Genomic DNA, 19,480 nt, shown 5'->3' on the forward strand with positions numbered 1-19,480 from the left:
ATTAATTACGCATCAATTGCATGAAGCAATCTTCAATTGTAGGTTTGCCTTGCACAATTTCCAATTCTGAATGTTGTTTGTTTGAAAGAAATTGTTGCAACAGATCAGCTCCACCACCATTCTTCATCACCACATGATGATAGATGCCCGATGGATAAGCATTGGCAACTGCATCATAGGTATTGAGATCATTCAACAGATGCAACATATTTTTAGCCCGTACTGCAAACATGGATTGACCGAATGAGGCAACAATCTGTTGCGGTGTATCAATACTGAGGATAGAACCTGTTTGTATCAGTGCAACTCTATCACACAAACTAGCTTCATCCATATAAGGCGTTGAAACTAGTATTGTGATACCTTGCTCTTTCAGGCGTTTCAGCATTTCCCAAAATTCTTTTCTTGACACAGCATCAACACCGGTAGTTGGTTCATCTAAAAACAAAACAGTTGGTCGATGAATGAGTGCACAACTCAACGCCAGCTTTTGCTTCATACCACCGGATAGTTTTCCTGCCTTGCGATCTTTGAATGGTTCTATCTGCGAATAAATATCTTTAATGAGGTCGTAGTTCTCTTCAACAGAGGTGTTAAAAATAGTTGCAAAAAAATCAAGGTTCTCTTTTACCGTAAGATCCTGGTATAACGAAAAACGACCAGGCATATAACCAACCTGTTTCCTGATGGCTTTATAATCTTTCACTACATCCAATCCTTCAACCGTTGCAGTACCGCTATCAGCTAGTAACAATGTTGTAAGAATACGGAAGAGTGAAGTTTTACCTGCTCCATCCGGACCAATGATGCCAAACAACTCTCCCTTCCCTACATCAAATGAAAGATCATTCAATGCAGTGGTCTTTTGCTTTTTATCGCCGTAAGTCTTAATGATATGTTGTACCGATACTGATTGCATGTTTTTTATTTGAAAACCACCTCGCCATACATTCCGATCTTGAGATAGCCATCATTCTTCACATTGATCTTAATGGCATACACAAGATTGGCACGTTCTTCTTTTGTTTGAATTGTTTTTGGGGTGAACTCTGCTTTATCGGAGATCCAACTGATCTTTCCTGTAAGCTCTTTGTACTTTTCTTTCCCGTCATCCACCAATACTTTTACTTGCTGACCAAGTTTTATTTGCGAAAGCTGATCACCTGTTACATATGCCCTCAACTTCATTTCACCGAGATCGGCAATTTTATACAGCGCTTTTCCGGCTGATGTTAACTCACCTGCTTCTGCATATTTGGTTAATACGGTTCCGTTTATGGGATTTACAATATCAGCACGTTTCAACTGGTCATTCAATTGCTCTACTCTTTTTTGCAATGGTTTTGATTCGCTGAGAATACTTTTGTTTTGTGTTGATGTATTGTTCCTTTGCACATTGATCTGCTGTTGCGTAACAACCATCTGCTTCCTTACCACATCGATCTGTGCATTCATATCATCCAGTTGTTTTCCTGTTGCTGCATCTTGTTTTATGAGATTTTCAATACGCTGTTTTTCATGCAACAGGTTGTTGAGTTGCGATTGCTGTACAGCTAACTGATTTTGAAGCAAGGCAACCTGCGGACCAACATCTGCAGTTTTATCACTTAACGAACTGATGCTGGCTTCCACTTGTTCCTTCTGCAGTTCAATACCTTCAGCATCGACAGTACCCACCACACGATTTGCCGAAACGGTATCGCCTTCATTCACCGTTAGTGATAATATTTTTCCACTTAGTTCAGATGATACGATCACTTCCGTTGCTTCAAATGTTCCCGACGCATCAAATTTGTTTCCATTACTGCTGCAGGCTGTTACAAGAACAGTAGCGAGCATACTTATAAAAATGTTACGCATAGTCTTTATTTTCCCTTAGTGGTTTGATAATTCATTTTTGCCTGTATTAATTGCAGCTGATGTACGATCAGCATTTGTCTTGCCTGGTCTTCTGCATTTACTTCACGCAGGTAATCGTTCGCAGTGATTACGCCATTCTCAAGTTGTGCCTTTGCAGCATCTTTTACTTTTAAACGCAACTCAACGATCTCAATATCTTTTGCAATCAGCTGATTGATCTTGTCGATATCAGCCTGCTGTTGTTTCAATTGTGTATTTGTGTTGAGCAGAAACACATCTTTCTGCACAGCAACGATCTGTTGATTAATGCCGATCAGCTCCCGCTCTCTTTTTGCAGTGTATAGTCCGCCAAAGGCCCAATTGAAACGGATACCTGTTACATAATAAGTAGCGAACTTATTTTCGAGGAAATTCAAGCCCGGCCTTCCGTAACCTCCTTGAAAAAACAAACTGGTCTTGGGAAGATTCTTTGCCTTGATCATATGGCTTTGCCCACCCAGCAGCTGCTGTTGCTTTTGAAACAGGTTTAGTTCAGGACGAAGAATATTCTGATCATTAGTAGCTGTAAGTACAGGTTTTGTAAACACTGTATTTGCAGTATACGTTTCGCCTGTAAATAAACTCAACACATCGAGCAACCCTGCTTTTGTTGCAGTGAGTTCAATTACACGTTGATCAACTTTTAGTGCTTCTGCCTTTAATAAATTAAGATTGGATTTGAATGCAACTCCGTTTGTAACCTGCGCTTCAATTTTCTTCATACCCGTTGCTAAGTCGTCACGGATCAGTTGCGTTTGTTTCAATTGCTCATCAATGTAAAGAACGCCGAGGTATATTTGGCTGATGCGTTCTTCAAGTTTATACAGTTCCACTTCAATTTTCTGTTCTTCCACATCAGCATTCAGTTGTTGAATACTGCGTTGCTGTTTGAGCATACCACCATCGTAGATCATCTGGTTGATGTCAGCTACAATTTTATACTGATCCTTACTTAACGGATCGATTGTTACACCCGGCACAGGGATCTTCACCGTTGTTACTTCCGATTGATAAGTGGCTTGTCCGCTCACTGAAAGCTGCGGCAGAAAACCTTTGTTAAGATTTTCAATAGTAATATCCTTTGTCTGTTTGATCAGATCTTTTTGCTTGATGAGTGGATATTGTTGTCTCGCCTTTGCCTGCACCTGCTCCAGTGTAACCGTTTGTGCAAACGACAGATTTGATAAAACAACAAATAAAAAAAGCAGCTTCTTCATAACATTCAATTTGTTTAACCAACCAGTTAACTTCTGTTCAAAAAAAATTATTTTCGGATGGAATCAATAATAAACTTCGGTATCTCTTTTTTACGTTGCTCCATTGCATGCCTGAACTGAAACTCATCGAGCCCCAGGTTCATCTGAAAGATGGGCTTGGCAACAAATGGAAAAATGGTCATTGAAAGAAGGTTCATCATTAGCTGCAATGGGCTGACAGGTTTAATGGTTCCCTTTTTCACCTCAGCTTCAATTTGTGCAAGAAATTTTGAAGGGTCAGGTTTGCTTTTTGCGCCCCATACCTTCTTCATAAAATACACCGGATCCTGGTTCACTTCATTCATCACAAATAAAGGCAGGTAAGGGTTTTCGATCACCACGGTAATATACTCATCGCAAAATTTCTCGATTTTCTCAAACAAACCGGCATCTGAGTTCAACACCTCGTTTACTTTCGGAAATAAATGATTGGCCGCTTCCATAAATATCTTTTCAAACAGCTTATCCTTACTGTCAAAATAATAATGTAACAGCGCTTTGTTAATACCTGCTTCATCCGCAATATCCTGCATGCGTGCCCCATACATCCCCTTCTTAATAAACACATTCCGTGCTGCCTGCAGGATCACTTCCTCTGTACTTTGATCTTTTATCCGTTTTGTCATAATTTTTAACCAAATGGTTAACAAAGGTAAAAAAATGTTTTACAACTGCAACTTTTTTTCTCTACGTTTTCAAATCGGCCGCCGTTTTATATTGTCAATTCACTAATTAAATCGGCAAATATGATTCTGGCTCGTCTTTTGCCTGTTCAGTATATCCCGACATTATGCAGATCAAAAAAATCATTTATACCATTTTCATTCCTGTTGTTCTGGCGGCCTGCACCGGGCCAAAGACAACAAGTACCCCGGCCCCAACTAAGGAAAAAACTATCACAAAAAAAATGGTGAATGGCTACCAGCTGCAGGTACTCAATACCATTGACAGGACCGAAGCCCTCAACGCAAAATCATTGCTGCTCACAAAATACCCACAGCAGAAAACCTTCCTCATGTTTCAAAGCCCCTACTATAAAATACGGTTTGGAAATTTTCTAACGCAGGCCGAAGCAACCGGTTACCAGAAAAAAATCAAGGCTCATTTTACTAATGTATTTGTAATACCTGCGAGGTTTGAAATAAAAGTGAAAGAGTAAAAAACATCCTTCATAAAAAAAGAGCTGCTTTCGCAACTCTCCTATAAAGTTTAGTTTCTTACTCCGCCCAGCTCATTACATAATCTCCATTTTCAATATCCAGTGCCTGTTTGGTTAACATCAACGGACGAAACGTATCCACCATCACTGCCAGTTCTTTCGTTTCTTTCGCACCAATACTTTTTTCAACGGCTCCGGGATGTGGCCCGTGTGGTATGCCTGCAGGATGTAAGGTGATCATTCCTCTTGTTACATTCTTCCTGCTCATAAAATCGCCATCCACATAATAGATCACTTCGTCACTATCAATATTGCTGTGATTGTATGGCGCAGGAATGGCATTGGGATGATAATCGTACAACCTTGGCACAAATGAACAAACCACAAATGCATTCGTTTCGAATGTTTGATGTACGGGTGGTGGCTGATGTACACGACCTGTGATGGGTTCAAAATCATGAATGGAAAAAATGTATGGATAGCAGCAACCATCCCAGCCTATCACATCAAACGGATGTGTGCCATAATGCAAGCCATACAACATACCCTTCTTCTTTGCCCTGATGAGAAAATCACCATGCTCATCATGTGTTTTCAGATCCTGTGGCTTGCGGATATCCCTTTCACAATAAGGCGCATGTTCCATTAGCTGCCCGTACCTACTCATGTAACGTTTGGGGTAACGAAGCGGTGTAAACGATTCAACAATGAACAATCGATTCTTATCATCGTTAAATTCAATCTGATAAATTGTTCCTCTCGGCAACACAATGTAGTCACCATAGCCAAATGGCAATTCACCATATTGCGTTTTCACCGTGCCGCTTCCTTCATGCACAAAGATCATTTCATCAGCATCGGTATTCTTATAGAAATAATCTTTGGTGCCACTTATTGGTGCAGCCAATACAATATGACAATCGCTGTTCACCAACACAGGTACACGGCTTTCTAAAAATTCACCACCCGGTTTAAGATTGAAGCCTTCAAAACAACGATGCTGCAGCATTTTCTCCTCTGCTATTATCGGCGACACATCGATCTGCGGCTCTGTTTTAATGATCTGCGTTGGCGGATGACAATGATACAGCAACGAATAATCATCGCTGAACCCTTCGGTAGAAAATAACTGTTCGCTGTACAAACCACCATCGGGCTTGCGGAACTGTGTATGACGTTTGTGGGGAATATTTCCCAATGTATAATAGTGAGCCATAAAAGAATTTGAAAATTTGAGAATTTGAAAATAAGCTAACCCTCTTTATGCATTAGCGAAAAGCATGGTTCAGCTTCTTGACAGCTCAAGTGTGGCAAGCAAAAAAATATACTTCCACTTCCTTTTATCGATCCAGTAGGTGAAGTTTCTGAAAAATGGCATACTCAAAGCTAAGTAATCTGTTTCGGTAAATCATGACCATTCAACGCTTGTTTGAAAAATTTACAAATAGATTTATCTTCCCTTTTTATTGCCATCTACAATAGAAAACAATAAGCCAATCACCGCTTAACAGAACTGCATGAAGAAAAGAGAAAAACTTGCTATCGTACGGCAACATTATCCCACAGCCATTACTACTATTGATAGTGTAAACAGGCTTATTGATTTTGTAGAAGGTAAACTGGATCTTGAACCTGCACAGATCATGCTGGCCGATAGTATTTGCAGTGATGATGTAAACAGTATTCAATACCCTGCAAGGGCGCATGAATTTCTTGGGCCTTTTAAAATGGGTGGACTTGATGGCTATCCGTTCACCGGTTTAACAGGTATGGGCGCCTTCGCCAGTCATGTACCCGATGAAGGAGCTGTAATTGTCTATTACGGTCCGCATATCGGTATTTCAAAAAATGGAGCTGTTGGTGAAATACACCGTATTGGTCAGCATAACAATTCGGGGTGTTGTGGTGCAGCAAAAGGAGCGCTGAATAAACTTTTAACCAACACGATCGAAGAAGGAAAAATTTCCGAACTCGATTACCAGATGAATACCATTGAACAAATCTTATTGAAGGAACGAAACAGAATCACTGATGCGCCCATTCCACTTAAAGAAGCAACGGAGGTAATTTATGAAGCTATTGATAAACGCATCAACGAACTGGTGGCTGCAACCAAATACAATTGCAAGTATGTTATATTGATGGGTGCTATTCTCATCAACAGTGATAGTGATGTGGGTTCGTTCAACTGTTCCCGCCGATTTGATGTGATCGATCTTGCAACAGGTCAACGAACTTCTTACCTCTAAACAAACTGGTTTGACACAAATAGGACTTATCTCCGATACACATGGATTTTTAGACGAAACAGTTTTTGATCATTTTAAGAACTGTGATGAAATATGGCATGCAGGTGATTTTGGCAATGAAGACATTGCTAAAAGATTAAAGGAGTGGAAAGAGTTGAAAGGAGTTTATGGCAATATCGATGATAATAAAATCCGCACTGTTTATCCTGAACAACTTGTTTTCTATTGTGAAGATGTAAAAGTGATGATGCGGCATATTGGTGGTGCGCCGCCCAAATACAATCCTGAGACAAGAAAGGAATTGCAACTGCATCAACCAAATCTTTTCATCAGCGGTCATTCACACATTTTGAAAGTGATGTATGATGATAAGATCAATTGCCTGCATATGAACCCAGGTGCAGCCGGCAAACAAGGCTGGCACAAAGTGCGTACGCTCATCCGTTTTGTAATCGACGGATCAGACATGAAAAAATGCGAAATAATAGAACTGGGCAACCGTTGACTCAATTCCCTTTGCAGGAAAATACTTTTTGGACTACCTTACAGGAACTAAATCAACTGTTATGCAACGTCGTGATCTACTGAAACAAACCGCTCTTACGCTTGCCGCATTTACATTAAGCCGTGATCTGTTTGCCGCAGAAGCTGAAAAGCTTACTCAGCTCCCCGATGTTGAAAAAATCATCAAACTAAGTTCAAACGAAAACCCACATGGTCCATCTCCCATGGCACGCAAACAAATGATGGAAGCTGTAAATGGCAGTAACCGTTACCCTTGGGATGTTACCACAAAACTGAGAGAAGAAATTGCTGCTTTAACCGGTCACACAAAAGAACATATCGTCATGGGCGCCGGTTCATCTGAACTGTTAGGTCTTGTTGCAGTGTGGGCTGCGTTGAAAAAAGGAAATGCCGTTGCGCCTGATCCCACGTTTCGTTTGTGGATGCCTGCTGCACGCAAAACTGGTCTTGATATAAAACTCGTTCCGCTCACTGAAAAAAAGATGACCGATCTGCAGCGGATGAAAGAAGCAATGAACGATCAAACAAAACTCGTTTACATCTGCAACCCTAATAATCCAACAGGTACTGTATTACCGGCAAAAGAACTTGAAGCTTTTATTAAAGACATTGCACCCAAAGCAATTATTTTACTGGATGAAGCCTATACCGAATTCAGCAGTGAACCAAGCATGGCACATTTGGTGAATGATTATCCCAACCTTGTGATCGCTAAAACATTTTCAAAAATTTATGGTATGGCAGGTGCACGTGTTGGTTATGCATTGGCGCACCCAACTACTATCAAACAATTAAATGAATTACAACCTTGGGCAAATGCCGGAGCAAGTGCTGTTTCATTAGCCGGAGCATTAGCAGCTTTGAAAGACAAAGCCTTTATCGACTTCTGCAAAAAAGAAAATGCTTTGGCCCGTTCAATTTTCTGCAAAGCACTGGATAAAGCAGGCATTCCTTATATCCTATCAGAAACAAGTTTTATCTATTTTGACACAACCAATTTTGGAAAAGATGTGAAAGCTATTCTGGAAGCAAAAGGTATTGTTGGGGCACGCACATTTGAAGAAGGTACAAAGTGGTTACGCATAAGTGTGGGCACACAGGATGAAATGAAAAAAGCTGCTGCTGCTTTATTAAGTTAAGCTTGTAGTTTGAAGTTATTTTTGACCCCACACTTGTGTCTTGTGCCTTGAGCCTTGCACCTTGTGCCTTTTATCTCGTCTCTTTTTCCTTTCATTGATTTTTAACGAATCAATTGCAATTGAACTTTCTATTTTTCGCCAAATAACAAAAACATGAAACCGATCCTTCTCATCATTGGCATTTTCTTTATGCATTCACTTGTACGTGCACAGGCCGATGCACAAACAATTAAAGACATTGAAACTGTTTGTAATTATTATCTCATTGGCGGCACCAATGGTGATAGTGTGATGTTCTCGAAAGCCTTTGATCCGGCAGGGCAAATGCGCTATATGCGGAACGATACATTGATGAATGTGTCACTAAGAGATTTTATGGCCCGCACAAGAAATACAGGAGTGAAACAAAACCGCACAACAAAGATCGACAGAATAGAAGTATTTGGGAATGCAGCTACTGCCAAACTCACTATTGAGTATCCCACGTTTTATTTTCACGACATGATGAGTCTCATTAAAACAAAAGATGGCTGGAAGATCGTTAGCAAGATCTTTTATAGAGAAGACAAGAAGAAATAAAAAAAGGCCCCCGATACGTCGGGGGCCTTTTAGTTTATAAGTTACATGCCGGGAAACCACGGCCTTGCAATTCCTTCACGGAAAGGCCAGGGCACAGCAGCAAGAATTAAGATGAGTGCAATTACATACATCCACGAAGCTGCGCTATAATTTTGCTTCTTTGCTCTGCCTCTTGCCATCGTGATCATAACAATTGCAAGGATCATAGCTGAGATATGTTCAACCACCCAGAAACGGGCGAAACTGTCTTTCATTACATTTCCAAAACCACCAAGACGTTCAATCATATGAAAGCCCACCGCTTCATTATTGAAATATTGAAACAATCCCAGCAACAATGTAATATGTGCAGCAATGAGCAGGAACAAACTTGTTTTCTGCAAGCCGCCTTTTTTAGTAAATGCCTGGAACAAAGCAATGATCAACAGGATAAGAATTACCCAGCGAAGTACGTTGTGTAAGTGAAGCAGTCCGGTGTACATAATGATTTGGAAATTTGAGGATGATGTAATGTGAAATTCCACTACAAAGTAAGGTGCAGAAAAGGATTATTCAAAAACTGTTTTCGGAAAAAAACTTATCTTAGATCATCATAAACACCTGCTATGAAGAAATTGTTTTTTACAGTTGTCACTTTTTGCAGCATACAATCACTGCTTGCACAATCTCCAAAAGTATTTGTAAGCGATTCAAGCAAACCCATCATTCAACAACAATTATTATTTCAAAACAGGATCATCGGCAAAACTGAAAAGGGAACTGTGTATGCATTGCCGCAGGATAACATGCCGGTGCTGGTGCCCGATAGTTCATTTACCTCAAACATGCCGAATAGTTTAAAAACCGAAACACCTGGTTTGTCAATGCCAAATCCTTATTATCCAGGTAAGCCAGAGGTGAAGAGCCATCCTCCAACAACTGATTCTACAAGGAAAACAACTCCATTTAAAATGTACCACTACAAAAAGCCTGCTACTAAACAGTAACATGCTTTGAACTTATTTTTATCCATTTAATAAATTAACCGGTAATCCGAATCAAATATTGAACTATGAGCAATTTTCAAGACAACATTTCGGAACGTTTAACCTACCTAAAGAATACAAATGATATCGTCAATAAAAAAACAATATTTAACCGGACTTACTCCTCTGCATTAGTTGATTCTGAGTGGAATGATATAACAAGAATAAACGACTTTCAAGCTGCATTTTTAGATCTATTGAATGAAAAACATTCCATTTTGCAGGAACAATTTAAGCAATCGCTTGATGAGAGATTCCATGAAATGTATAGCAATTCAGATGATGAAAAAGAAAGGAAATTCTCCCCTGCAAAAGAATTAGTTCTTCATTCTATTCAAATGCCTTCAGATCAATCAGATGATTGGCAATTAATGTATGAAATGAGAAATGATGATACCATTTTTCATATTGACTTTAAAGGTTGGAAGTACGAATCAATTGGTATAACACATTAAAAGCTGAATATAACAGGCTGTTTCTATTGTGTTTTATAAATCTGAAAACGAATATCTAAAATCTCAAATCACCTTCTCACTCCTCCCAATCAGCAATAAAAATATTAGTATCTCTTGTGCCGCCGTTATTACGGTTGCTGCAGAAAACGATCTTCTTTCCATTGGGGCTGAACATGGGAAATGCATCAAAGCCTTTATCACGACTGATCTTTGTAAGATTGCTTCCATCTTCATTCATCGTATATAAATTAAATGGAAATCCACGCTTGTACTCATGATTGCTGGCAAAGATGATGCGTTTGTTATCGGGCATGTAAGCAGGCGCCCAGTTGGCTTGTCCAAATGAAGAAACCTGTTTAGCATTTGTTCCATCGGCATTTGCCACCCATACTTCCATATTGGTGGGAGCAACTAATCCCTGTGCCAATAACTCTTTATATTCTTTGATCTCTGCTTCAGTCTTAGGTCGGCTTGCACGCCAGATGAGTTTTTTTCCATCAGGACTAAACCAACCACCACCATCATAACCCAACAGGTTGGTTACTTTAATTTCTTTTCCTGTTTTCAGATCCATCACATACATATCTATATCACCATCTTTGGTACTGGTGTACAACATTTTCTTTCCATCAGGTGAAAGCGTTGCTTCTGCATCATACCCCTTGCTGTTTGTTAACTGCTTTACAATTTTTCCATTCAGGTCGGCCATGAAAATATCATAGCTATCGTACAAAGGCCAGATGTATTTGTTGCCGTATTTACTTCGATCAGGAATTGGCGGACAATCGCCACTTCCTAAATGTGTAGACGCATAAATGATGTGTTTACCATCTTTCATAAACGCACCGCAGGTTGTTCTTCCTTTACCAGTGCTCACCAGCTTTGGCGTAAACTTTTCGCCGGGTTTCGTTGGGATTTTTCCAATATACATCTGATCGCAGGGAATGCCTTCTTTGGCATATGTTTTCTGAAAGATGAGCCATTTACCATCGTAACTGAAATACGCTTCTGCATTATCGCCGCCAAATGTGAGCTGCTGAATATTTTTAAAATGCTTTTCGTCGGGGTAAAGAATGGTATCATTCATTGCCAAGGGATCAACGTTGATTTCCTTTTTACCGGCTTTAAATGAAAGAACCAAGGCGACAGCCACAGGCAGAACAAGCAAGAGAGCGTACTTCTTCATGAATCTGATTTTTACAAATGTAGTTTTTGGAATACCCGCAAATGTCAGGAAAATGTAAGAACCAGCACAGCAAAATAATTTAGCTTTGCGCCATGCAGTTGAAAGCCTTTTTGATCACTGGATTTACCAGCCTTTGCCTGTTTGCCTGTACCAACGATAAACCTGCCGAAAACGGACAGGACGCTACCAATAATCCTCCTGTCAATTCCAAAATTGCTGAACTTGAAAATAAGCTGCAACAGGAACCACAGGTCGACAGTATCCGTGAACAATTTGTAGAACAGTTAGTTCAAAATAACCAATACGATAAAGCATTGGCGCAGGTTGAAACTCTTCTGCAAAAACAACCCAGCAACCCGGCCTATCTTTTTATGAAAGCCGATGCGTTGGAGCGTAAAGGCGATACAGCGAATGCCATTGCATTGTATGAACAATCAATTGCAGCAGCCGGTTTATTTACCGAAGCGGAGTTAAGGCTTGCTTCGCTTTATGCAGAAACAGGAAATAAAAAAGCAGAAGTTTTGTGTGATGCGTTGCTGAAAGATGCCACCGCTGTTCAATTCCGTAGTGATATTCTTTTTGTGAAAGCTGCTTATTACAATAAGATCAAACAAGCATCAAAAGCATTGGCTGTTTACAACCAGATCATCCGTGAAGATTACACTTACTTAGATGCCTACATTGAAAAAGGATTGATCTATTACGATCAGCAAAAATTTGAGGAAGCACACAAAGTATTTGCACAAAGCACCAATGTGAGTAACAAATTTGCAGATGGTTATTTCTGGATGGCGAAGGCAGAAGAAAAACTCAACCGCACAACTGAAGCCATTGATAATTATAAACGTTCCCTCGCACTCGATCAAAGTATAACCGAAGCAAAAGATGCATTGAAGAGATTGGGAGTCGTAAAATAATGAGTGATGAATGATCAGTAATGAGTAAAAACCAAAAACGATAAACTAAAAACTATAAATTTTCTATGCCGATTGTAGCTCCTTCTTTATTAAGTGCCAACTATATTAATCTCCAGGCCGATTGTGATATGCTCAACGCCAGTGAAGCCGATTGGTATCACCTGGATGTAATGGATGGCCGATTTGTACCCAACATCAGCTTTGGTCCAATGATCATTGAATTTTTCCGCAAGGCCACCACAAAAGTTTGTGATGTGCATCTGATGATCGAAGAACCGGAGAAATATGCCGAAGCATTTCAAAAAGCAGGTGCTGATATTCTCACGGTGCATTACGAAGCATGCACACATCTGCACCGGAATATTCAACAGATCAAGGGACTTGGCATGAAAGCAGGAATTGCATTAAATCCGCATACACCGGTTTCATTATTGAAAGATGTATTGGCCGATATTGATATGGTTTGTTTAATGAGTGTGAACCCAGGCTTTGGCGGACAGGCATTTATTCCCCAAACACTCAACAAAATCAAAGAACTCCGCAACATGATCGATGAAAAAGGATTGAAGGTGGATATTGAAATTGACGGAGGTGTAACACTTGCGAATGCAAAAAGTATAGTTGATGCAGGCGCAACGGTATTGGTTGCTGGTAACACGGTGTTTAAAGCACCCAACCCAACAGAAATGATCTCATTATTGAAGAAGATATAAATCAGTCAGAAAGGAGGAAGAGTTTAGTCAGGAAGAAAGAAATAACTTTTTTTCTTCTTCCTGACTTTTTCTTTTCACTTCCGATTTTAATGCAACGATTTGACCAATCAAAAGGTCATCCATTTATGAAACAGCTCTGCAGTATTCTTTTCCTATTATTGTTGCTGGGCAGTTGCAGTTATCCTTGCGGCAAATCATCCGGGTTGCACCTCAATTTCGTTTCATACACAAAGGCTGAGATAAATGGTTTCAGCATCAGCCGTTATGAAAAAGGAAGCAACTTCAGTAACCTTATCAGTTCAGCCAGCTTTGATACTTCGCTTGTTGGTCTGCGCCAAAGTGGCGATACCATCAGGTATGCATATTTCAGCGATGATGCACTGCTTCCCTCCAACTTCGACTATAAAGTTTTCATTTCCGCAACAAATACAACCTACAGCATTACCGATCTGAAAGAACCCCTGGAAACGGGAATTAAGAATGGACAGAAAGTCTATTGCATGAACCAGATCGTTTCCTGCAAGGTTAACGGAACATCAGTAACAATTTCTTACGAAGACCTCTTCCTGAAAAAATAACTTGCTTCGCTTTGCGTTTTAGCAGAAAGGCTTAGTTTTATCTTCCATGAAGGCAACCAAAACCTGCTTCCTGCTCCTGATTCTCCTTGCAACCTCTGTTTCCTACGCCCAAAAGAAATCGGCAACAGTTACCGGCAAGGTATTGGACGAAAATGAAAACCCGCTTGGCAATGTATCGGTGATCATTCTCGGCGGCAGCAACGGCGTTACTACCAACGATTCCGGATATTTCAGTATTAAAGTACCGGCAGGCAAGGCCTTTGCGCTTGTGTTCAGCTACACATCCTATCGTGATGAACAGCGTAATTTCTTTTTGAATGATGATGAACAGGAGCGAATTGTCCTCCGTCTTGAACGTAGTGGCAAAGAACTCCAGGAAGTAACGGTAACCGACAACCGTATACGTGCCGAAGCATCAGCTATCCGAATCAACCCGAAAAATGCATTGTTACTTCCATCAGCTGTGGGTGGCGTGGAAGGCTTACTGAAAATATTTGTTGGCAGCAACAACGAACTTACTTCACAATATTCTGTACGTGGCGGCAACTACGATGAGAACCTCATTTATGTAAACGACTTTGAAGTGTTCCGCCCCTATCTCGTTCGGCAGGGACAGCAGGAAGGGTTGAGTTTTATTAACCCGGAGATGGTTCGCAATCTTACGTTTTATAATGGCGGTTTTCAATCACGCTATGGTGATAAGATGAGTAGTGTGCTGGATATTCAATACAAACGTGCAAAGAAATTCGGTGGCTCTGCTTATGTTTCTTTGCTTGAGCAAGGTCTGCATTTTGAAGGCGGCTCAAAAGATGAAAAAGTAAGTTTTACTGTTGGGGTACGTAACAGGAGTAATCAAAATTTATTGAGCAGTCAGCAAACAAAAGGTAATTACGTTCCATCAAGCAACGATCTGCAGGGCTATGTTACCTGGCAACCAAATGTGAAATGGATGTTTGAAGCAATGGGTAATTATTCCCGCACCCAATTCAAACTAAATCCTGAATTCAGCAGCCAGACAGCATCTGTATTCTCACCTTTCTTTACTGCCAATCTTGGTTTAGATATTTATTTCGCAGGTGGTGAGCGTGACCGTTACAGCACAGCCATGGCCGGTATTGCTACTACTTTTCAGCCGCAGAAAAATTTAAAGTTGAAATGGATGCTCAGTCATTTCAGCAATAAAGAAGAAGAGTCGTTTGATATACAAGGTGCGTATTTATTTGGCGAACGTGATTTCGATCGCAGCCGCACAACCTTTGGTTTAATTGTAAATCCATTGGGTGCAGGTGTGTTCCAGAATTTTGCACGCAATCAACTCGACATACAAATTCAAAATGCAACGCACAAAGGCAGTTTGGAAAAAGGAAAACATTTTATCCAGTGGGGCCACAGTCTCGAACGTCAAAGCATCAATGATAAATTGAATGAGTGGGAATTGACGGATAGTGCCGGTTATACGCTTCCGTTCAATCCAAATCAATTGCAGTTAACAAAAGTCATTAAATCAAAATCTGATCTTGTCTTCTTCCGCACGCAAGGATATGTGCAGGATAATATTATTCTGAATGATTCTTTGAACATGACCTTGCAGGTGGGTGTGCGTTACAACTACAATACACTCAATAACGAAGTATTGATTCAACCACGTGTACAATTTGCCATGCAGCCGCTTGGCAAAAAAGATATTGTGTTTCGTGCCGCAGCAGGTGCTTATCATCAACCACCTTTCTATAGAGAATTACGTCGATACGATGGTTCAGTAAACGAATCAGTGAAAGCACAAAAAAGCTGGCAGGTTGTAGCAGGCATCGATTATAATTTCAAAGGCTGGGGCAACCGTCCGTTTAAATTACAGGCCGAAGCTTATTACAAACACATGTATGATATTGTACCATATGATGTAGACAATGTGCGTATCCGTTATTTCGGCAGCAACAATGCCAAAGCTTATGCAACCGGTATTGAAGCACGTTTGTTTGGCGAGTTGGTGAAAGATGCAGAAAGCTGGGTGAGCCTTGGCATTATGCGTACACGTGAAAATTTAGATAATGATCAGTGGTATAATTACACATTGGATTCAACCAACAAACCTGTTGACAGCACCTTGGTGCAAGGTGGCTGGATCAGAAGACCAACTGATCGTTTTTTAACCTTCGGCATGTTCTACCAGGATTATCTTTCTACCAATAAGAATTTTAAGTTTTCCATGAACTTTTTGTACGGCACCAATCTTCCTTACAATATTCCCAACAGTGCGAAGTACAGAAATGCATTGACGATCGATCCATACATCCGAGTTGATTTTGGTTTCAGTGCATTGTTGCTCGATGGTGAGAAAAGCAAACGCCGCAGCCGCAATCCTTTCCGTGAGTTCAATAATATCTGGGCCAGCTTAGAAATTTTCAACGTCATTGATCGACCTAACACCATTTCTTACTTGTTGATCAAAGATTTCAGTAATACTATTTTTTCGATTCCCAACCGTTTAACACCAAGGCTGATAAATTTTAAGATTGTGGCGAGGTGGTGATGATGAGTGATGAATAATGAATGATGAATTTCTCGAAACTTCAGCCACGACTTTTAAGTGCCAGATTTCATTATGTTTATCCCCTTCTCGGAGACAGTGTGAAAGTATTAAACAAAAAGAGTGGTTGAAAGGGGTGGGTTTGAAAAATTATTGCTGTCGCCGTACTGACTTTCATTCTCCATAATCCTTTTCTATCTTTATACCGTAATTAATCAGGTATGAAAGCATCAATCACCACCATCGCAGTCTTTTTTACAACTATAACCGGCTTTGCGCAGGCGAATGATCCGTTTCTTACTTTCCCCATTGAACTGAAATTTTTCCAGGCGCAAAAAACAAGTCGGTACAATGTGTTGCGTTGGCTGGCTCCCTGCACATCAGATTTTGCAGCCTTTGAAGTGCAACATTCAACCGATAACAAAAACTTCAGCGTGCTGCATAGTTTTACTGCTGACCAGGTCCGTTGTGCAGAACCTTTTGATTACACCGATCTGCAACGCCGTGAAGGAACTAATTACTATCGCATTAAACTTACCACTCCCGCTAATACATCTGTCAATTCATTTATTGTTGCAGTGCTCAACGGCAGCAAAGGTTTTGCGTTGAATGCATTGTTACCATCGCTTGTTCGGTCAACTGCTGTGCTGAGTATTTCATCAGCAGAAACAGACAGGTTACAACTTACAGTTACGGATATCACCGGCAAACGTTATACGGTTCGGCAGGAACAATTGCAGGCAGGCACCAACCAGGTGCAGTTGAATCTGCAAAGTTTACCTTCAGGTCAGTATGTATTACAGGCAAGCAACAGTAAAGGCGAACTGCAGCAACTACGTTTCCTCAAACAATAACAAAATACTCCTTAAGGGTTGCCAACCTTTGAAAGGTTGGCAATCCTGCGTGACTTCATCGTTCTGCTATTGCTGAATTATTTTCAGTAGATTTAGATCACTCAAAACGATTGTTATGCCGGTTTCCACCCCTCTGCAACAGTTTCTGCTAAATGTAGAAAACCATCCCAACGATATTTTTTTACGACAGCCTTTTCGTGGTGAATGGACAACCTGGACATGGCAACAGGCCGCTGATGAAAGCAGGCGTATTGCCGCAGCATTACATTCACTACATCTTCCGAAAGGATCACATATTGCCATTCTTTCAAAGAACTGTGCACATTGGTTGATGGCTGACATAGCGATCATGATGGCAGGATGTATTTCTATTCCTATCTATCCTACGTTAACGGCCTCTTCCATTAAGCCAATTCTTGAACACAGTGATGCAAAAGCTGTCTTCATTGGCAAACTGGATGATTTCAAATCGCAGGAACATGGTATTCCTCCTGAACTGATCCGCATTGGTTTTGATGCCTACGAACGCAATGAACGTTATAACTGGAGTGAACTGATACAGGAGCATCAACCACTTCAACACACACATCAATGGCACGAAGATGAATTAATGACGATCATTTATACATCGGGCACAACAGGCCGGCCAAAAGGTGTGATGCATACAGCAGGGAATTTCAACAGAGTAATGCTGGCTGCTATTGAAGAACTGCGTTTAAACAAACACACGGCTTTGCTATCTTATTTGCCACTGAGTCATATTGCAGAACGGATCGCTATTGAAATGAATTCGATCTATAATGCGTGTGTGGTTTCATTTGCTGAATCGGTTGAAACATTTGCAAAGAATGTAGCTGAAGTGCAGCCGCACATTTTCTTTGCCGTGCCAAGACTGTGGGGTAAATTCAGGGAAGGCATTCTCAAAAAAATTCCACAGAAAAAACTCAACCTGCTTTTATCGATCCCAATCATCAGTGGTATTGTAAAGAAAAGTATCAAACAAAAATTAGGCTTGTCAAGGGCTACACATATTTACAGCGCTTCTGCTCCTATTTCTGTGGACCTGCTCAAATGGTTTGCGAGACTTGATGTAAAAATTACACAGGCATTGGGCATGAGTGAAGATTGTGTGTATGCACATTTCGAACGGCCTTATGATTACAGGCATGGATCAGTGGGTAAACCGTTCAAAGGTTTGCAGGTGAAGATCACAGAAGAAGGTGAGCTAAGAGTGAAAAGCGTAAGCAATACCAAAGGTTATTTCAAAGAACCGGAACTCACTGCTGAATTGTTTGATGAAGATGGTTATTTAAAAACAGGCGATATCTGCGAATATGATCATGACGGTTATTTGTTTGTAACCGGACGATTAAAAGATCAGTTCAAAACAGATAAAGGCAAATACATTTCACCATCACCCATTGAAACAAAACTGCTGGCCAACGCCGACATTGAACAATGTTGCGTCGTGGGCATGGGTATCCCGCAGCCTATTGCATTGATCACTTTATCAGATATTGGTAAGCAGAAAACAAAAGAAGAAGTAGATGAAAGTCTGGAAGGTTCGCTGGGTGCCATTAATCCATCTTTAGAAAAATACGAGCAACTGGAAAAAGCAGTTGTGATGAAAGAAAACTGGACCATAGAAAATGGATTGCTCACACCTACGTTGAAAGTGAAACGAAACCAGGTAGAAAAAATTCACCAGCAGTTTTATCCGCACTGGTTTCAGCAAAAAGGAAAAGTAATCTGGGAATAAATGTTGCCGTTACTTTGCCGCAATGGAATTGCAAACATCTCTTAAAACATTTCATTTTGGTGATTACCGGTTCAATGCGTTTGTACCAGACTCATTGGCACTTCAGCAGGCATTCACCAAACAACTTCAAACCGATCCATCAACTCCCGCTCCCTATTGGGCACGGGTTTGGCCATCGGCCTATGCTATTTGCGAATTCATCGCAACTCAACCTCATTGGTTGCAAAACAAAACTGTACTTGAACTGGCAGCTGGTTTAGGATTACCATCGTTTCTTTCTGCACAACTTGCAACAAAAGTTACCTGCAGCGATTATGTTCCGGAAGCTGTACAATTGATGCAACAATCGATTCAGGAAAATAAACTGGAGAATATCAACGCTATGCTGATCGACTGGAATCATCTCCCCGCCGATCTTTCGGTTGATGTATTGCTGTTGAGCGATATTAATTACGAACCTCAGGCATTCGAAACCTTATTCAACGTCATCATTTCTTTTTTAGAGAAAGGAACAACCATCATTCTTTCAACACCACAACGGCTGATGGCAAAACCATTTATCGACAGGCTATTGCCTTACAGTAAAATGTATGAGGAGAAAACAATTATAGCTTTAACACCTGCTGTTGCCTGTTCCGTATATGTGTTGCAGCAATGATG

21 protein-coding genes are annotated in these 19,480 nt (G+C 40.6%); 14 read left to right on the plus strand and 7 right to left on the minus strand.

Features of this window, described 5'->3' with window-relative positions; all coding sequences use genetic code 11:
• Position 1: 1 nt before the first annotated feature.
• From VK159_RS00450 to VK159_RS00465, 4 genes are read right to left on the minus strand one after another with little or no spacing between them, the layout of a single operon-like run.
• Positions 2-919 (minus strand): ABC transporter ATP-binding protein, encoded by a 918-nt coding sequence (locus VK159_RS00450; protein WP_324228180.1) that lies wholly within the window; start codon positions 917-919, stop codon positions 2-4.
• Positions 920-924: 5 nt separating this feature from the next.
• Positions 925-1,860, minus strand: a complete 936-nt coding sequence (locus VK159_RS00455; RefSeq protein ID WP_324228181.1) for an HlyD family secretion protein — start codon at positions 1,858-1,860, stop codon at positions 925-927.
• Between the two features lie 5 nt (positions 1,861-1,865).
• Entirely contained in the window at positions 1,866-3,116 is a 1,251-nt protein-coding gene (locus tag VK159_RS00460) for a TolC family protein (protein ID WP_324228182.1), read from the minus strand.
• A 47-nt stretch (positions 3,117-3,163) separates the two neighbouring features.
• Positions 3,164-3,781 carry a TetR/AcrR family transcriptional regulator gene (locus VK159_RS00465; RefSeq protein WP_324228183.1) on the minus strand — a complete coding sequence of 206 codons (618 nt, stop codon included), beginning with the start codon at positions 3,779-3,781 and terminating at the stop codon, positions 3,164-3,166.
• Between the two features lie 164 nt (positions 3,782-3,945).
• Between VK159_RS00465 and VK159_RS00470 the strand changes: the two genes are divergently transcribed.
• Entirely contained in the window at positions 3,946-4,314 is a 369-nt protein-coding gene (locus VK159_RS00470; protein ID WP_324228184.1) for an SPOR domain-containing protein, read from the plus strand.
• A 58-nt stretch (positions 4,315-4,372) separates the two neighbouring features.
• Here the strand turns inward: VK159_RS00470 and VK159_RS00475 are convergent, their stop codons facing one another.
• Entirely contained in the window at positions 4,373-5,530 is a 1,158-nt protein-coding gene (locus VK159_RS00475; RefSeq protein WP_324228185.1) for a homogentisate 1,2-dioxygenase, read from the minus strand.
• A gap of 301 nt (positions 5,531-5,831) precedes the next feature.
• Here VK159_RS00475 and VK159_RS00480 point away from each other — a divergent pair, with 301 nt between their 5' ends.
• From VK159_RS00480 to VK159_RS00495, 4 genes are all read left to right on the plus strand, one after another.
• Complete coding sequence (locus VK159_RS00480; RefSeq protein ID WP_324228186.1) at positions 5,832-6,563, plus strand: hypothetical protein; 732 nt, start codon at positions 5,832-5,834, stop codon at positions 6,561-6,563.
• A gap of 10 nt (positions 6,564-6,573) precedes the next feature.
• Positions 6,574-7,068, plus strand: a complete 495-nt coding sequence (locus tag VK159_RS00485; RefSeq protein WP_324228187.1) for a metallophosphoesterase family protein — start codon at positions 6,574-6,576, stop codon at positions 7,066-7,068.
• 61 nt (positions 7,069-7,129) lie between these two features.
• Positions 7,130-8,227, plus strand: a complete 1,098-nt coding sequence (locus VK159_RS00490) for a histidinol-phosphate transaminase (protein ID WP_324228188.1) — start codon at positions 7,130-7,132, stop codon at positions 8,225-8,227.
• 153 nt (positions 8,228-8,380) lie between these two features.
• Entirely contained in the window at positions 8,381-8,806 is a 426-nt protein-coding gene (locus tag VK159_RS00495; protein ID WP_324228189.1) for a nuclear transport factor 2 family protein, read from the plus strand.
• 41 nt (positions 8,807-8,847) lie between these two features.
• On the opposite strand, the gene VK159_RS00500 is transcribed toward VK159_RS00495, so the two are convergent.
• Positions 8,848-9,288, minus strand: coding sequence for a hypothetical protein (locus VK159_RS00500; RefSeq protein WP_324228190.1), 441 nt, complete (start codon positions 9,286-9,288; stop codon positions 8,848-8,850).
• 123 nt (positions 9,289-9,411) lie between these two features.
• Between VK159_RS00500 and VK159_RS00505 the strand changes: the two genes are divergently transcribed.
• Complete coding sequence (locus tag VK159_RS00505; RefSeq protein ID WP_324228191.1) at positions 9,412-9,792, plus strand: hypothetical protein; 381 nt, start codon at positions 9,412-9,414, stop codon at positions 9,790-9,792.
• Positions 9,793-9,857: 65 nt separating this feature from the next.
• Positions 9,858-10,286 carry a hypothetical protein gene (locus tag VK159_RS00510; RefSeq protein ID WP_324228192.1) on the plus strand — a complete coding sequence of 143 codons (429 nt, stop codon included), beginning with the start codon at positions 9,858-9,860 and terminating at the stop codon, positions 10,284-10,286.
• Positions 10,287-10,362: 76 nt separating this feature from the next.
• On the opposite strand, the gene VK159_RS00515 is transcribed toward VK159_RS00510, so the two are convergent.
• Positions 10,363-11,472: a hypothetical protein gene (locus VK159_RS00515; RefSeq protein WP_324228193.1), complete on the minus strand. Its 1,110-nt coding sequence runs from the start codon at positions 11,470-11,472 to the stop codon at positions 10,363-10,365.
• A 92-nt stretch (positions 11,473-11,564) separates the two neighbouring features.
• Here VK159_RS00515 and VK159_RS00520 point away from each other — a divergent pair, with 92 nt between their 5' ends.
• The 7 genes from VK159_RS00520 to VK159_RS00550 all read left to right on the plus strand — a co-directional run bounded on the left by VK159_RS00520 (position 11,565) and on the right by VK159_RS00550 (position 19,478).
• Positions 11,565-12,389, plus strand: coding sequence for a tetratricopeptide repeat protein (locus VK159_RS00520; protein ID WP_324228194.1), 825 nt, complete (start codon positions 11,565-11,567; stop codon positions 12,387-12,389).
• 65 nt (positions 12,390-12,454) lie between these two features.
• Entirely contained in the window at positions 12,455-13,102 is a 648-nt protein-coding gene (rpe, locus tag VK159_RS00525; protein ID WP_324228195.1) for a ribulose-phosphate 3-epimerase, read from the plus strand.
• A gap of 125 nt (positions 13,103-13,227) precedes the next feature.
• Positions 13,228-13,680 carry a hypothetical protein gene (locus VK159_RS00530; RefSeq protein ID WP_324228196.1) on the plus strand — a complete coding sequence of 151 codons (453 nt, stop codon included), beginning with the start codon at positions 13,228-13,230 and terminating at the stop codon, positions 13,678-13,680.
• Positions 13,681-13,726: 46 nt separating this feature from the next.
• Positions 13,727-16,210: a TonB-dependent receptor gene (locus VK159_RS00535; protein ID WP_324228197.1), complete on the plus strand. Its 2,484-nt coding sequence runs from the start codon at positions 13,727-13,729 to the stop codon at positions 16,208-16,210.
• A 218-nt stretch (positions 16,211-16,428) separates the two neighbouring features.
• Positions 16,429-17,061, plus strand: coding sequence for a T9SS type A sorting domain-containing protein (locus VK159_RS00540; RefSeq protein WP_324228198.1), 633 nt, complete (start codon positions 16,429-16,431; stop codon positions 17,059-17,061).
• Positions 17,062-17,176: 115 nt separating this feature from the next.
• A complete protein-coding gene (locus VK159_RS00545) occupies positions 17,177-18,820 on the plus strand; it encodes an AMP-binding protein (protein ID WP_324228199.1) in 1,644 nt (547 codons plus the stop codon).
• A gap of 22 nt (positions 18,821-18,842) precedes the next feature.
• Complete coding sequence (locus VK159_RS00550; RefSeq protein WP_324228200.1) at positions 18,843-19,478, plus strand: class I SAM-dependent methyltransferase; 636 nt, start codon at positions 18,843-18,845, stop codon at positions 19,476-19,478.
• Positions 19,479-19,480 lie beyond the last annotated feature (2 nt).

Origin of the sequence: Lacibacter sp., assembly GCF_035299325.1 — a bacterium.
Classification (GTDB): domain Bacteria; phylum Bacteroidota; class Bacteroidia; order Chitinophagales; family Chitinophagaceae; genus Lacibacter.

Bases quoted from the DNA above. Each gene is read 5' to 3' on its own strand.
- VK159_RS00450 (WP_324228180.1), bottom strand. From the start codon at position 919: ATGCAATCAGTATCGGTACAACATATCATTAAGACTTACGGCGATAAA.
- VK159_RS00455 (WP_324228181.1), bottom strand. From the start codon at position 1,860: ATGCGTAACATTTTTATAAGTATGCTCGCTACTGTTCTTGTAACAGCC.
- VK159_RS00460 (WP_324228182.1), bottom strand. From the start codon at position 3,116: ATGAAGAAGCTGCTTTTTTTATTTGTTGTTTTATCAAATCTGTCGTTT.
- VK159_RS00465 (WP_324228183.1), bottom strand. From the start codon at position 3,781: ATGACAAAACGGATAAAAGATCAAAGTACAGAGGAAGTGATCCTGCAG.
- VK159_RS00470 (WP_324228184.1), top strand. From the start codon at position 3,946: ATGCAGATCAAAAAAATCATTTATACCATTTTCATTCCTGTTGTTCTG.
- VK159_RS00475 (WP_324228185.1), bottom strand. From the start codon at position 5,530: ATGGCTCACTATTATACATTGGGAAATATTCCCCACAAACGTCATACA.
- VK159_RS00480 (WP_324228186.1), top strand. From the start codon at position 5,832: ATGAAGAAAAGAGAAAAACTTGCTATCGTACGGCAACATTATCCCACA.
- VK159_RS00490 (WP_324228188.1), top strand. From the start codon at position 7,130: ATGCAACGTCGTGATCTACTGAAACAAACCGCTCTTACGCTTGCCGCA.
- VK159_RS00495 (WP_324228189.1), top strand. From the start codon at position 8,381: ATGAAACCGATCCTTCTCATCATTGGCATTTTCTTTATGCATTCACTT.
- VK159_RS00500 (WP_324228190.1), bottom strand. From the start codon at position 9,288: ATGTACACCGGACTGCTTCACTTACACAACGTACTTCGCTGGGTAATT.
- VK159_RS00505 (WP_324228191.1), top strand. From the start codon at position 9,412: ATGAAGAAATTGTTTTTTACAGTTGTCACTTTTTGCAGCATACAATCA.
- VK159_RS00510 (WP_324228192.1), top strand. From the start codon at position 9,858: ATGAGCAATTTTCAAGACAACATTTCGGAACGTTTAACCTACCTAAAG.
- VK159_RS00515 (WP_324228193.1), bottom strand. From the start codon at position 11,472: ATGAAGAAGTACGCTCTCTTGCTTGTTCTGCCTGTGGCTGTCGCCTTG.
- VK159_RS00520 (WP_324228194.1), top strand. From the start codon at position 11,565: ATGCAGTTGAAAGCCTTTTTGATCACTGGATTTACCAGCCTTTGCCTG.
- rpe (WP_324228195.1), top strand. From the start codon at position 12,455: ATGCCGATTGTAGCTCCTTCTTTATTAAGTGCCAACTATATTAATCTC.
- VK159_RS00530 (WP_324228196.1), top strand. From the start codon at position 13,228: ATGAAACAGCTCTGCAGTATTCTTTTCCTATTATTGTTGCTGGGCAGT.
- VK159_RS00535 (WP_324228197.1), top strand. From the start codon at position 13,727: ATGAAGGCAACCAAAACCTGCTTCCTGCTCCTGATTCTCCTTGCAACC.
- VK159_RS00540 (WP_324228198.1), top strand. From the start codon at position 16,429: ATGAAAGCATCAATCACCACCATCGCAGTCTTTTTTACAACTATAACC.
- VK159_RS00545 (WP_324228199.1), top strand. From the start codon at position 17,177: ATGCCGGTTTCCACCCCTCTGCAACAGTTTCTGCTAAATGTAGAAAAC.
- VK159_RS00550 (WP_324228200.1), top strand. From the start codon at position 18,843: ATGGAATTGCAAACATCTCTTAAAACATTTCATTTTGGTGATTACCGG.